The 12,954-nt window shown below is 40.0% G+C and carries 13 protein-coding genes and 1 tRNA gene; 4 read left to right on the top strand and 10 right to left on the bottom strand.

Going from position 1 to position 12,954, the window contains the following annotated elements; translation table 11 throughout:
• Positions 1–106 precede the first annotated feature (106 nt).
• The 4 genes from QE382_RS02615 to QE382_RS02600 form a co-directional block, all read right to left on the bottom strand.
• Positions 107–1,246, bottom strand: coding sequence for a TlpA disulfide reductase family protein (locus tag QE382_RS02615; protein WP_307184565.1), 1,140 nt, complete (start codon positions 1,244–1,246; stop codon positions 107–109).
• A gap of 74 nt (positions 1,247–1,320) precedes the next feature.
• Positions 1,321–2,124, bottom strand: coding sequence for a TPM domain-containing protein (locus QE382_RS02610; RefSeq protein WP_307184564.1), 804 nt, complete (start codon positions 2,122–2,124; stop codon positions 1,321–1,323).
• Positions 2,125–2,263: 139 nt separating this feature from the next.
• Positions 2,264–2,692, bottom strand: a complete 429-nt coding sequence (locus tag QE382_RS02605; protein ID WP_307184563.1) for a TPM domain-containing protein — start codon at positions 2,690–2,692, stop codon at positions 2,264–2,266.
• 152 nt (positions 2,693–2,844) lie between these two features.
• Positions 2,845–3,423, bottom strand: coding sequence for a LemA family protein (locus QE382_RS02600; RefSeq protein WP_209578555.1), 579 nt, complete (start codon positions 3,421–3,423; stop codon positions 2,845–2,847).
• Between the two features lie 166 nt (positions 3,424–3,589).
• Between QE382_RS02600 and QE382_RS02595 the strand changes: the two genes are divergently transcribed.
• Together QE382_RS02595 and QE382_RS02590 are read left to right on the top strand one after the other, a co-directional pair.
• Positions 3,590–5,134: an NAD(P)/FAD-dependent oxidoreductase gene (locus QE382_RS02595; RefSeq protein WP_307184562.1), complete on the top strand. Its 1,545-nt coding sequence runs from the start codon at positions 3,590–3,592 to the stop codon at positions 5,132–5,134.
• A gap of 59 nt (positions 5,135–5,193) precedes the next feature.
• Positions 5,194–5,266 (top strand) — tRNA-Gly (locus QE382_RS02590).
• Between the two features lie 557 nt (positions 5,267–5,823).
• On the opposite strand, the gene sufD is transcribed toward QE382_RS02590, so the two are convergent.
• From sufD to sufB, 3 genes are all read right to left on the bottom strand, one after another.
• Positions 5,824–7,131: a Fe-S cluster assembly protein SufD gene (gene sufD / locus QE382_RS02585; RefSeq protein ID WP_307184561.1), complete on the bottom strand. Its 1,308-nt coding sequence runs from the start codon at positions 7,129–7,131 to the stop codon at positions 5,824–5,826.
• A gap of 59 nt (positions 7,132–7,190) precedes the next feature.
• Entirely contained in the window at positions 7,191–7,949 is a 759-nt protein-coding gene (gene sufC, locus QE382_RS02580; RefSeq protein ID WP_307184560.1) for a Fe-S cluster assembly ATPase SufC, read from the bottom strand.
• Between the two features lie 63 nt (positions 7,950–8,012).
• Positions 8,013–9,464: a Fe-S cluster assembly protein SufB gene (gene sufB, locus QE382_RS02575; RefSeq protein WP_293957259.1), complete on the bottom strand. Its 1,452-nt coding sequence runs from the start codon at positions 9,462–9,464 to the stop codon at positions 8,013–8,015.
• Positions 9,465–9,795: 331 nt separating this feature from the next.
• Between sufB and QE382_RS02570 the strand changes: the two genes are divergently transcribed.
• Positions 9,796–10,266: an Lrp/AsnC family transcriptional regulator gene (locus QE382_RS02570; protein ID WP_046673117.1), complete on the top strand. Its 471-nt coding sequence runs from the start codon at positions 9,796–9,798 to the stop codon at positions 10,264–10,266.
• A gap of 130 nt (positions 10,267–10,396) precedes the next feature.
• On the opposite strand, the gene ung is transcribed toward QE382_RS02570, so the two are convergent.
• On the bottom strand, positions 10,397–11,071 hold the full coding sequence (gene ung / locus QE382_RS02565; protein ID WP_307184558.1) for a uracil-DNA glycosylase: 675 nt from the start codon (positions 11,069–11,071) through the stop codon (positions 10,397–10,399).
• A gap of 205 nt (positions 11,072–11,276) precedes the next feature.
• Here ung and QE382_RS02560 point away from each other — a divergent pair, with 205 nt between their 5' ends.
• A complete protein-coding gene (locus tag QE382_RS02560) occupies positions 11,277–11,816 on the top strand; it encodes a tetratricopeptide repeat protein (RefSeq protein WP_209578373.1) in 540 nt (179 codons plus the stop codon).
• A gap of 69 nt (positions 11,817–11,885) precedes the next feature.
• Here the strand turns inward: QE382_RS02560 and QE382_RS02555 are convergent, their stop codons facing one another.
• The gene (locus tag QE382_RS02555; protein ID WP_307184557.1) at positions 11,886–12,350 is read right to left on the bottom strand and encodes a hypothetical protein; all 465 of its coding nucleotides are present in this window, start codon (positions 12,348–12,350) and stop codon (positions 11,886–11,888) included.
• Between the two features lie 66 nt (positions 12,351–12,416).
• Positions 12,417–12,899, bottom strand: a complete 483-nt coding sequence (locus QE382_RS02550; RefSeq protein WP_209578370.1) for a DUF4293 domain-containing protein — start codon at positions 12,897–12,899, stop codon at positions 12,417–12,419.
• Between the last annotated feature and the right edge of the window lie 55 nt (positions 12,900–12,954).

Below are 12,954 nucleotides of genomic sequence, written 5' to 3'. Positions count from 1 at the left end.
ATTTTTTTGTTCCCTTAAGAAGAAACCCCTAATTGCATCCTCATATCACATGAGTTTAACAATTAGGGGCTATTAAAGGCCTAATGGCGGCCGAAAACGAATTGAGTTATTTCAGCAATTCAGCCAGCTTAGCTTCCAAAGCTTCACCTCTTAGATTTGATGCGACAATTTTGCCCGACGGATCGATCAGGAAGTTTTGTGGAATACCACGCACTTCATATAATTTGACCGGAGCAGATTTCCAGCCTTGTAAGTCTGAAACATGCGGCCATTGCTGTAAATTATCATCATGGATGGCTTTCACCCAGGCATCCTTTTTACCAGGATTATCTAAAGATACACCAAATACCGTAAACCCTTTATCTTTAAACTTATTGAAGGCTGCGACCACGTTCGGGTTCTCGTGACGGCAAGGACCGCACCAGCTCGCCCAAAAGTCCAACAAGACATATTTACCTCTTAAAGATGATAAGGAAATATTTTTTCCTGTGGTATCCGGCAACGTAAAGTCCGGTGCTATTGCACCAACAGCCACGGCTTTCAATTTCTGAATGCGATCAGCCAACTCCTTCCCTTTTTCGGAACTTTTCAATTCAGGAGACAATTTCTCGAAAGAAGTTACATATTCAGTAACATTCTCCCCATTGAGATTGTCGGACAATAAATCCAATGTATACCAGCTCTTCGGATTTTTGTTTATAAATTCTGCATCTGATTTTTCCATTTTTTCAGAAATCTCACCAGCTTGCTTTTGCAAACCTTCGATGAAAGTAGGATCCTGTTTTTGAGTATCAGAAGCAGCATAATACTGTTGATTCAACGCTTCGAATGCGTCCGAATAAGGTTTTACAAAAGCCTTATACTGCATAAGATCGTCGTTAAGCGTTGTACCCGAAATAGTCGCATCTTTAAACCCTTTAGTTGCATCGACTTTGATAACTCCCTTAGAAAGATATAGCTGTGCCGTTTCAGGCTGCTTTTGACTATTTCTAAGTTCAGCGAAAGATAAGCCTTCTGGTGAATAGATCATCATACCTTTGGTTGGTGAGGTCACCTGCCCATTGAACTTAAACTCACCTTTTACGACCATCGCAGAATCTGTCTGCCGGGTCGCATTGGTAATGTATTGCATAAACACCTTCGCTTTGTCCGACGTCGCGTTTACTTTCCCTGTCACGGTGTAGCTTTCTTGCGCCATTAATAAGGCTGGTAAAAAGCTTAAACCCATTAATATTCTCTTTTTCATAATTATATACTCCACATAAATGTAAAACATTTCCAGTTCATGGAAGCGCTATTTAACATTTTTTAGCAAAGATGTTACCAACGGCCAGATGCACCGCCACCGCCAAAATCACCACCGCCGAAACCGCCAAATCCACCGCCCGATCCACCACCGAATCCGCCGCCACCACTTCGTCCACCACCGCCGCCAAGGCCACTCAGCAATGTCCACCAAAACACATCAGAAGCACCGCGCCCATTCATGACACGCCGGCCACCGCCACCACCGCCGCCGCGATTCGAAAAAATAACGATCAAGATGATCACAATAATGATGACAAACATAACAGATCCCGAGCCTTTTCCTTTTGGTTGCTTTGGATCAGCTTTGTATTCACCCTTGGTATAGGATATTAAGGAACTGGTAGCGTCATCCACTCCCTTGTAATAATCTCTTCGGCGAAATGCAGGCTTAATATCATTCTCGATAATGCGGTAGGCAATCGCGTCGGGAACAGCTCCCTCTATCCCATATCCAGTCTGAATGGTCACCGCGCGATCCCCAAGTGCGACCAACAATAAAATACCGTTGTTGTATTTTTTATTGCCAATTCCCCATTTCTTCGCTAATCGTACTGCGTAATCAGAAATATCATAGCCTCCCGTAGAATTCATCATAACCACCGCGATTTGCGTGGATGTAGAATCCTCAAAAGCCAGTAGCTTTTGTTCCAATAATTGCTTTTGATTCGCTGTCAACGTATTGGTATAATCATTGACAAGTCTGTTTGGTGCTTCCGGGAAATCTTGGCCCAATACGGAGGCTATCGACAATGTGCAAAGCAATATTGCCATAGCAGGTATTCGAATCAGGGAAAATAATTTCAATACAAATTTCATCCTATTTTTTTTTGTGCGCCTTAAGCAATTCTTCGTGCTTCTATCGGCAATCGGTAAACCTCGAAATTTCGGGGCTATTTATATTTATTCATTTATGCCACAAGCAGTAGGTGCGTTGCTGTTGCCTGCTAATTGACGATTAACGATCCCCAAACACGATATCATTGGGCAGTTCATTGATATCATCATGCTCTCGGGGAAAGAATCTTGCCAACTGTTTGCCTGCATGTTCGATCCCGCTAACCAAGCCCTCAACAATACGATCCTCCCTAAACTCAGCCACCATCAGATCTTTGGTACTGTTCCAAAAATCACTTTCCACGCGCTGGTGTATTCCTTTATCTCCAATAATGGAAAACTTGTGATCTTCCAACGCGATATAAATAAGGACACCGTTTTTCAATACTGTTTTATGCATGCCTAATTTGGAAAAATAATAAGTTGCGCGATCATGTACCTCATCGGGGCAATGATTTTCTACTACCACACGAATTTCACCGGAAGTCTCATTTTCGGCCACATTAATGGCGTGGACGATTTTGTCTTGTTCTTCAGAATTTAAAGCCATAATCTATATGTACATGTGTATTCTTTGATGAGACACCAAAGGGTTGATCGATGTCCAAAAAATATTTCTTAATTAAAAAACGAAAAAAAATGGATGATGAGCTTCTACGAAAGCCGCATCATCCATCATCCCATTCATTGCTGTCAATTTGCTTAGAATGATACCGTTGGTGCTTTATCCGAACCTGGGGCAGCAGTAAATGTACCTTTTGCCTTAAATCCAAACATGCCGGCCATTAAATTGTTGGGAAAGCTACGTACTGTTGTGTTATATTGCTGTACAGCTTCATTATAGGCTCTACGTTCTGTCGAAATACGATTTTCAGTACCTTCTAATTGCGCTTGAAGTTCCAAAAAGTTTTGGTTCGCCTTCAAGTCAGGATAAGCCTCAACGGAAGCCAAAAGGCGACTCAATGAGCCACTGAATTCGTCTTGAACTTTTTGAAATTTAGCGATATTTTCTTCAGACAGATCATCAGCATTAATCGTTACAGAGGTTGCTTTAGCTCTTGCCTCGACCACTGCGGTCAAGGTACTTTCTTCATGCTTTGCTGCACCTTTTACGGTATTGACCAAATTCGGAACAAGATCCGCACGACGTTGATACGCATTTTCAACTTGCGCCCATTTTCCTTTAACATTTTCATCCTGCGAGACCATTGTATTATAGCCGCAGGAGTTTAAGGATACTAATGCAAATAAACCACATAGGGCGACCAAAAATCTTTTAATTTTCATTGTTCAAAGAATTAAATACTATTCAAATTATACGGTTACACTATCAAAGCATATACCAAGCTCTTACTAAGATAAGAATATTTTTATTTCCAAATCCCCAAATAGTCAATATTCATTAACTTTGTATCGGTTTTGGGATAAAAACCCAGCCCCTTATACTATGCAAAAAGAAATCGAAATTGCGATACCACCTGAAAAAATGGAGGATGAACACTATATTCTACAACAAGGTATAAAAACCCTACGCGTTCAACCCCAGCAAATCAAAGGATACAAAATCAGAAAACGTTCAATTGATGCCCGCAGTAGGCAGGTAGTCTACCGCACCCGCATTATTTACTACATCGATGAACTGCCTATCCCTGAAATCTACGAAAATAATTTCAAGTCGGTCAAAGATGGAAAATCAGTTATCATTGTAGGCGCAGGGCCTGCTGGTATATTTGCTGCGATCCGCTGCATTGAACGTGGCCTCAAACCAATTGTCATTGAGCGTGGTAAGAAAGTACAGGACCGTAGACGTGATCTTGCGAAGCTGAACCGTGAAGGCATTGTGAATCCCGAATCGAATTACTGCTTTGGTGAAGGTGGCGCAGGGACATACTCGGATGGAAAACTATATACACGTTCCAATAAAAGGGGGGATGTAGACAAAGTGCTCAAGCTTTTTGTCTCTCATGGTGCCACCACAGATATTCTAGTCAATGCCCGACCACACATTGGCACAAACAAACTACCGCATATTATTGAAGCCATGCGCGACAGTATCCTTGAGTTTGGTGGTGAATTTCACTTTGACCAGCGTGTGGACGACATTTTAGAATCTTTTGGGCAGGTTCGTGGCGTTAAGTTAGCCAGTGGCGAACACATCAAAGCCGATCACGTTATCGTAGCGACAGGGCACTCTGCTCGCGATATTTTCGAGCTTTTCCACCGTAATAATTGGCTGATTGAAGCCAAACCATTTGCTTTAGGAGTGCGCATCGAGCATCCACAGACAATTATTGATCAGGCACAGTACCACTGTCAGGTTAGAAGCGAGCATTTGCCGCCTGCCTATTACAGCTTGGTGGAACAGGTTAATGACCGTGGTGTATTTTCTTTCTGCATGTGCCCTGGAGGTGTCATTGCTCCCTGTGCGACTGATTTAAACGAAATTGTTGTCAATGGATGGTCCCCATCTAAACGAAATAACCCGCACGCTAATTCAGGTACTGTTATCCAGATAAACCTAGCGGATGTCGCCAACACACAAACGGATCCGTTTGCATTACTCAATTTTCAGAAGGAGATTGAACGAAAAGCTTTTGCGATAGGCGGTGGTAATCTGGTCGCTCCAGCACAACGCATGGTGGATTTCGTCGAAGGACGAGTGTCTTTCGACCTACCAGAGAATTCTTACAAACCCGGAACAGCCTCCGCAGACCTAACCGAAGTATTGCCGTCTTTTGTTCACAAAGCCTTACAAGCTGCCCTGCCTATCTTTGGCAAAAAGATGAAAGGTTATTACACCAATGAAGCTATTTTGGTTGGGGTCGAATCCCGTACGTCTTCACCGATCCGTATTCCTAGAAATAAAGAAGATTTACAACATCCTCAGGTCAAGGGGCTTTATCCGTGTGGTGAGGGTGCTGGTTATGCCGGAGGTATCATTTCTGCTGCAATAGATGGTATTAATTGCGTTGATGCGATCGATTTAAGTTAACATTTTTTGCTTTTTCTCTTGCAGAATAGGAATGAATGCGTTATTTTTGTAGCATCAACGCGAAAGTAGCTCAGTTGGTAGAGCACAACCTTGCCAAGGTTGGGGTCGCGAGTTCGAATCTCGTCTTTCGCTCTAAAAAAGCTTCCAAAATTTGGAAGCTTTTTGCATTTAATAATAGTCTCCTTTCCCTTCTATTTACATCCAGTAACGCTTTATCGTTTCTCTCCTTGCCAAATTTGAGTTTAAAATTTACAAAAGAAGTATTAGCACAACTTCGACCGGATACCAAAGAAAGTATAATTTCAATTGTGATTCTATCTAGGGAGGAAAGAAAGACCTAATAGGTATCAGGTTCGACACTTCCTCGGTGCTTCTTCGGTACTTGCTCGGTGCTTCTTCGGTTACAAGCGAACAAGTAACGTTAAAACTCCGACTAAGATCCGTTGTAACACAGTGAGAAGGGCGAATTTGGTTCCTATGGATCATACCATATATACCCCGCGATGTACAACATCTTTTGGGCATTTCTTCTCAATACAATTAGAAACTCTTCCATCTAACTAAAAACAACAAAAAGAAAAATGTCAATTGATATAATGACTACGATTCCATCGGTCGCATAAAAAAAATATGGCGTCTACTTCATTAGTAAACGCCATATTTTAAAAGCGATATATTCCAATATGGATTTAACTTGTTCTCAGACTTTCCTCTACAAGCTCTTCAACATATTTCCGAACAACTTCGTTAGAGAAACGTGTGGTTACATCAAATGCAAATGCATGAACCAACAGGATACGCGCAGATTCTTCACCAATCCCTCTTGCTCTTAGATAAAACAGCGCTTCGTTGTCAAACTGACCAATCGTACATCCATGCGAACATTTTACGTCATCTGCAAAGATCTCCAATTGAGGCTTAGTGTACACAGTGGAATTATCTGACATCAACATGTTATTGTTCTGTTGAAAAGCATTGGTTTTTTGAGCATCTTCGCGAACGAAAATTTTCCCATTGAAAACCGCTACAGATTTATCCTGCGTAATATTCTTATACCATTCATAAGACTCGCAGTGCGGCTTAAGATGATCTACAACGGTATGATTATCGACCAGCTGATCTCCAGCAGTTAAGTTAATGCCATATAAATGACTTTCCACATTTTCTGCGTCCAAACGTACATTGATATTGTTACGAATAAATGGTGCTCCAGGGAAATTACAATTGTAATTATTATAAAGGCTATATTTTTCTTGGTGTACCTCTGTATGATTAAAGTACCGGCTTACAGATCCAGCGAGTTGCAAATAATAATGTTGCATCTTTGCATTCTCTTTGACGATAATCTCAGAAACCTTATTGTGAACGTTATTTGCAGTACCTTCTGCAGTGATGAAGCTTTCGATCAACTCTAGCTCTGCATTTGGTTCGACAACAATCAAATTACGTGTTTGCGCAAAGAAATCTTCCTTGCCTGTTGCGACATGAATAATCTGAATTGGTTTATCAATTACGGCGCCTTTCTTTACATGGATAAAAACACCATTCGTGAAAGCAGCGGTATTCAGCGCAACCATAATATTGTCTGACTTATCGGCATACTTGGCAAAATGCGCTTCAAAAGCAGGGTCCGACACGGCTTCATCCATAGGAACAACCGAAAGTCCTTTCACACTCTCTAGTTCGCTTACTGCCAATACATATTGGCCATTTACCAAGATAATGCGATAGGCATCCAGCTTAGGAATCTCACCAGCACTAAAGTCTAAGCCTTCGATATCCACATCAACATCAAGCGCATAGGACTTATTGATAATACTGTGGATGTTTGTATATTTCCATTCTTCATTCTTAACGGTGGGAAAGCCTGCTGCTTCGAAACGCTCGAATGCAAGTTGACGGGCCTGTACAAAAAACGAAGGTTCGTCCGAAACGCCTTGCTCCCTGTATGCTCCCAACACTTGTTGAAGTAATGATTCTGAAACTAATGTACTCATGTTATTTTTTAATCAAATCGCCAAAATTCTCTTCCAATCCTATTTACTCAGGTAAAAGATTAGGCGTTTTGTGTATCATATTCTTTTAACCAATCGTATCCTTTTTCTTCGAGCTCCAAAGCCAATTCTTTAGGTCCCGATTTCACGATACGGCCATTGTACAATACGTGAACAAAATCTGGAACGATATAATCCAACAAACGTTGGTAGTGTGTAATCACAATAAAAGCATTGGCTTTAGAGCGCAATTGATTCACCCCGTTTGCAACGATACGTAGTGCATCGATATCCAAACCAGAATCGGTCTCATCCAAAATAGACAATTTTGGATTTAACATGGCCAATTGAAAAATCTCGTTACGCTTTTTCTCACCGCCCGAAAACCCCTCGTTTAAAGAACGGTTAGCTAAATTAGCTGAAAACTCTACTAGTTTTTGCTTGTCTTTAACCATCTGTAAAAATTCCTTTGCTTCCATAGGGGGAAGGCCTTTGTATTCGCGGATATCATTTACAGCTGTTTTCAAGAAATTGATATTCGATACACCCGGAATTTCAATAGGGTATTGAAAAGCCAAGAACAGCCCTTCACGCGCACGATCCTCAGGTGAAAGATCTAATAAATCTATACCATCCAATAGTGCCGAACCTTCACTTACTTCATACGATTCACGTCCCGCTAATACATTGCCCAAAGTACTTTTACCAGCACCATTTGGCCCCATAATCGCGTGAATTTCTCCAGCTTTTACTTCTAGGTTTAACCCTTTTAATATTTGTTTGTCTTCTACAGACGCATGTAAATTTTTAATGCTTAACATTTTATTCGTATTGAGTATGGTGCAATGCAGTATTATTAAACTACATTTCCAATGATTTTTTATCTATCCTACTGAACCTTCTAATGAAATTGCCAATAATTTTTGAGCCTCTACCGCAAACTCCATCGGCAACTGATTTAATACTTCCTTCGCATAACCATTGACAATTAGACCAACAGCTTTTTCTGAATCTATACCACGCTGATTCAAATAGAATACTTGGTCTTCACCAATTTTAGAAGTAGTCGCTTCATGCTCTAACTTAGCCGTCTTATTTCTATTTTCGATATAGGGGAACGTATGCGCTCCGCATTTATCACCAATCAATAAGGAATCACATTGTGTAAAATTGCGCGAATTGTCTGCATTCGGTCCAATCTTTACCAAACCTCTATAACTGTTGTGGCTCTTACCGGCAGAGATACCTTTAGAGACAATTTTAGATTTTGTGTTCTTACCCAAATGAATCATTTTCGTACCTGTATCGGCCACCTGATAATTACGCGTCATGGCCACAGAGTAAAATTCACCAATCGAGTTATTACCTTTTAAAATCACCCCCGGATATTTCCACGTAATTGCAGAACCAGTTTCTACCTGAGTCCAGGAAATTTTACTGTTGTCCCCCTTACAGATTCCACGTTTAGTCACAAAATTATAAATCCCGCCTTTTCCATCCTTATCACCAGGATACCAGTTCTGTACTGTTGAATATTTAATCTCCGCATCGCGTTCCGCAATCAGTTCAACGACTGCAGCATGCAGTTGATTTTCATCACGCATAGGCGCTGTACATCCCTCCAAATAAGATACATAAGCCCCTTCATCCGCAACGATCAACGTACGCTCAAATTGTCCAGTATTTTGTGCATTGATACGGAAATAGGTCGATAATTCCATCGGACATCTTACTCCTTTTGGGACATAAACAAATGAACCATCGGAGAAAACAGCAGAATTCAAGGCCGCATAGATATTGTCGGTCTGTGGGACAACTGTGCCTAAATATTTTTTCACCAACTCTGGGTGCTCTTGCACAGCTTCACCAAACGAACAGAAGATGACTCCTTGTTCTTTTAACTTCTCACGAAACGTTGTTTTGACGGATACAGAATCAAAGACAGCATCTACGGCAACCACCCCAGCTAACACTTTCTGCTCATCCAAAGGAATACCCAATTTTTCGAAAGTAGCAATTAACTCAGGATCAACTTCATCCATCGAATTCAGCTGTGGTTTTGCTTTAGGAGCCGCGTAGTAAGAAATCTCTTGAAAATCAATTTCAGGTGCTTTAAAATTCTGCCAAGTAGGCATTTTCAACGTCAAGAAATGACGGAAAGCTTTTAATCGCCACTCCAATAACCATTCAGGCTCATTCTTTTTTGCCGAAATAAAACGCACCGTATCCTCACTAAGGCCTTTGGCTGCAATTTCCATTTCGATATCTGTCGTGAACCCGTATTTATATTCTTCGAGCTCCAGCTCTTTTAACAAATCGTCGTCTTTAGTACTCATATTGCGCTCTCACGGTTTAACTAATTTGGGAGGGCTTCACCTCCCCACCTATCGAACTGCAAAGTTACAATTTCAAAGCCAATAAAACAGCATTTTATACGGCTATACGCTGGCATTTTTAATAAAAAATGATATTTGTCACTCTATTTAATTAAAATGAACACATTTCAATCGATTATGACAGTCAAATGATTTTCAATCAATTAAAGTTATAAGTCAATATTAATTATATAACTAAAATCTATTAATCATCAATAATTTCGTATATTTGCAAATTTCCAAATTTAATTTTGTATATTTACAAATAGTATTGATTATTAAGACTTAAGATATGCCCTTTGCACCGGACAAAACTGATTTAAAAATTCTTAAACTATTACAAGAGAATGGTCGTATAACAAATTTGCAGCTTGCTTCCAGCATTGGACTTTCTCCCGCTCCAACATTAGAACGTGTGCGAAAGCTGGAAAATTCAGGCTTCATCAAAAGTTATCATGCATTTGTAGACGAAGAGAAGTTAGGCCTTGGAATCAAATCATTCATCCAAATTTCACTCGACTTCCATACACACAATGCGATACCGGAGTTTGTTGCCGCAGTAAAAATGATACCTGAAGTCACCGAGTGCCACCACGTTACAGGAAATTGCGATTTTATCCTCAAAGTTTACGTGAAAGATATCAAAGCTTACGAAGGTGTTATTATGGAAAAAATATCCAAAATACCTTTTGTAAAGACATTCCAAACCATGATGATTATGTCTACAAGCAAAAAAGAGCCTATTATTCCTTTGGAATATTAAGTGGTATATGAATGATTAGGCAAAGACACCTAGTCTCTATCAAAAACATCTTTACCGGCAGCTTACCTTTAGAAAACATTTACTCTTCTAAGCGAACATCGGCAATGGTATAAGAAACTCCTCGCAAAATTTAAAGCAGGCGCCAATCAATTGGAGTTTTACCCTGCGCAACCAAGTATTGGTTTGCTTTCGAAAAGTGCTTGCTACCAAAAAAGCCGCGATAAACAGATAAAGGTGAGGGGTGTACCGCCTTTAGGATAAGGTGTTTTTTCGGATCAATAAGCACATTTTTCTTTTGGGCATAACTTCCCCACAATAGAAATACGACGTGATCACAATGCGCTGAAATGGCGTGAATAATGCTGTCTGTAAAAATCTCCCAACCTTTCTTTTGATGGGATGCTGCGCGATGCGCTTCTACGGTCAATGTCGCATTCAACAGCAGCACTCCTTGTTTGGCCCAAGAAGTCAAATTACCAGATTGTGGCTCAACAAAACCAGGTATGTCATCTTGCAATTCCTTGAAAATATTTTTCAAGGACGGCGGCACCGCAATTCCTTCCGGAACGGAAAAAGATAGACCATGCGCCTGTCCGTCATTATGGTACGGATCTTGTCCTAAGATGACAACTTTCACTTGATCCAGTGGTGTCAGTTTAAAAGCATTCATCACAAGACCTGCCGGTGGAAACACTTTCTTTTGTCGACGCTCCCCTTGTACAAAAGTAGACAACTGTTTCATATAAGGTTGGGCGAACAACGGCTTTAACACAGGCGCCCAAGAATCATCATATTGCTTTTCCATAATTCAAACATAGATAAAGTTCAATACAAAGGCAAATTTATCCGCCCCCCTCCTTTCTCTTTCGAGATGCCTAACTAATTTAGGGCCGCTGACTTCTATAAAAATACATTTTTACAAAATAACCACCTGAACAAGTTGCTTAAACGGTGAAATAAACGGATATTTGCAAGATTAAATTGAATAAAAATATTTTAAACAAAGATTTATGTCAAATCTCGTTAGAATCATTATTTGCAGTGCATTGCTTATCGGAACAGTTGCCTTATTCTGGACTGGGAACTGGGGCTGGGGAATATTAGGTATTTTCGTCACGATTTTAGGCTTCGTTACTGTATTTTTCCATGAATATATGCTGATTGCGCAATGGCATATGCGTAAACAAAATATGGTCGCAGCAGAAAAATGGCTAGGAAAAATCACCAATTACGAAAAGCAATTGATTCCACAACAGCACGGTTACTACAATATGCTGATTGGGCTGATCGAATCACAACGTGCACCCATGCAATCTGAAAAATATTTTAAGAAAGCATTGGCTTTAGGTTTACATATGGACCATAATATTGCTTTAGCAAAATTAAGCCTAGCAGGGGTAGCAATGGCAAAACGCAATAAGCGTGAAGCAGAAAAACTTCTTCAAGAAGCGAAAAAAGCAGATAAAAACAAATTATTGGCGGATCAGATCAAAATGATGAAAGATCAGATGGGCATGATGGACAGGCAACAGATCCGATATAATCGATAATATTGACCAAATAAAAAAAGCTTCAAAGTTATAACTTCGAAGCTTTTTTTTGAACGATGCCTCAATCAACTAATTCTTTAATGGAATAGGAACATCCAAAAACTCGCCTTCTTCTGTACTGCTCTCAAACACTAGCTTGATCATAAGCGGCTTATCCGTTTTCTTCCAATCCTTAACAACCACCTGTATATCCACAGGCTTATCTTCTTCTAATAAATAATGCAGATAATTCTGTTTATCTTCGAACTTAACCAAAACATTGCCCATTTGGATCCTTGAAAAAAAATGGGGCTGTTTTTTCTGATCGAACACTTGCGTGGAAAACGTATTCATTTTATATTCCCTCGGATCAGTACTGTACGATATAGCAAATAGATTAATCACCAATTCTTTCTTAGATTCATCTACATAATATCCCTTGACATCAAACTGAATATCGTCAACAACCAGCAACGAATCTGCAGACTGCGCTTGTACTATTCTGCCCCCAAGGAAAAGTATGAAGATGGAAATATATCGAACAAAAACATTCATATCATATATACTTAAAAAAGCTACGAAGACCGTAGCTTTGATTATTATTGTACTATTATTTTAAAATTATGCCCGTAAGCGATCCGCAGATCGGATTAACTTTTCATCTTTACGCACGCCCCCCATGGCTAACGCACAGAAAATAATCGAAATTGGCAATAAAAAGAAGCCTACGCCGATATTTCCAGCACCCAAAAATTGGCTTACTGTAGCTAAATGGGTACTTGCAGATGAATATAACCATATTGCAAATAGTATAATCGCCACAATCTCTACCCAGATTAGCAAAAGTTGGACTTTACGTTTTTTAAACTTAAATATCGTAAATATCGGAAGTCCTCCTAACAAAACGGTTGCTACAGTCTGAAGGATATACCCGAATCCCCCTTCATGTACAGACTGGCCTGCAGCCACACCATACACGCCAGTTACTTTTACATTTTTCCCTAAACCCACTAAATCGCTATAATTAACATAGGGAAATAGAAACAAGCCGAATATGACTAATCCTGCTATCAGCAGATAAACAGTTTGGATACGTTGAATCATAGTTTAATTTTTGTATAGCAACAAACTTAGATAAATTGATCTTTATATGCAATAT

This window comes from Sphingobacterium zeae, from assembly GCF_030818895.1.
GTDB classification, from domain to species: domain Bacteria; phylum Bacteroidota; class Bacteroidia; order Sphingobacteriales; family Sphingobacteriaceae; genus Sphingobacterium; species Sphingobacterium zeae.
The sequence above is the reverse complement of the archived record's forward strand: the minus strand, read 5'-3'. Positions and strand labels throughout refer to the sequence as shown.

Coding starts and splice junctions, on each gene's coding strand:
- QE382_RS02605 (WP_307184563.1), bottom strand. CDS start 2,692: ATGGCTTTAAATTCTGAAGAACAAGACAAAATCGTCCACGCCATTAAT.
- QE382_RS02555 (WP_307184557.1), bottom strand. CDS start 12,350: ATGAATGTTTTTGTTCGATATATTTCCATCTTCATACTTTTCCTTGGG.
- sufC (WP_307184560.1), bottom strand. CDS start 7,949: ATGTTAAGCATTAAAAATTTACATGCGTCTGTAGAAGACAAACAAATA.
- sufB (WP_293957259.1), bottom strand. CDS start 9,464: ATGAGTACTAAAGACGACGATTTGTTAAAAGAGCTGGAGCTCGAAGAA.
- QE382_RS02550 (WP_209578370.1), bottom strand. CDS start 12,899: ATGATTCAACGTATCCAAACTGTTTATCTGCTGATAGCAGGATTAGTC.
- QE382_RS02615 (WP_307184565.1), bottom strand. CDS start 1,246: ATGAAAAAGAGAATATTAATGGGTTTAAGCTTTTTACCAGCCTTATTA.
- QE382_RS02595 (WP_307184562.1), top strand. CDS start 3,590: ATGCAAAAAGAAATCGAAATTGCGATACCACCTGAAAAAATGGAGGAT.
- QE382_RS02610 (WP_307184564.1), bottom strand. CDS start 2,124: ATGAAATTTGTATTGAAATTATTTTCCCTGATTCGAATACCTGCTATG.
- QE382_RS02560 (WP_209578373.1), top strand. CDS start 11,277: ATGTCAAATCTCGTTAGAATCATTATTTGCAGTGCATTGCTTATCGGA.
- sufD (WP_307184561.1), bottom strand. CDS start 7,131: ATGAGTACATTAGTTTCAGAATCATTACTTCAACAAGTGTTGGGAGCA.
- QE382_RS02570 (WP_046673117.1), top strand. CDS start 9,796: ATGCCCTTTGCACCGGACAAAACTGATTTAAAAATTCTTAAACTATTA.
- ung (WP_307184558.1), bottom strand. CDS start 11,071: ATGGAAAAGCAATATGATGATTCTTGGGCGCCTGTGTTAAAGCCGTTG.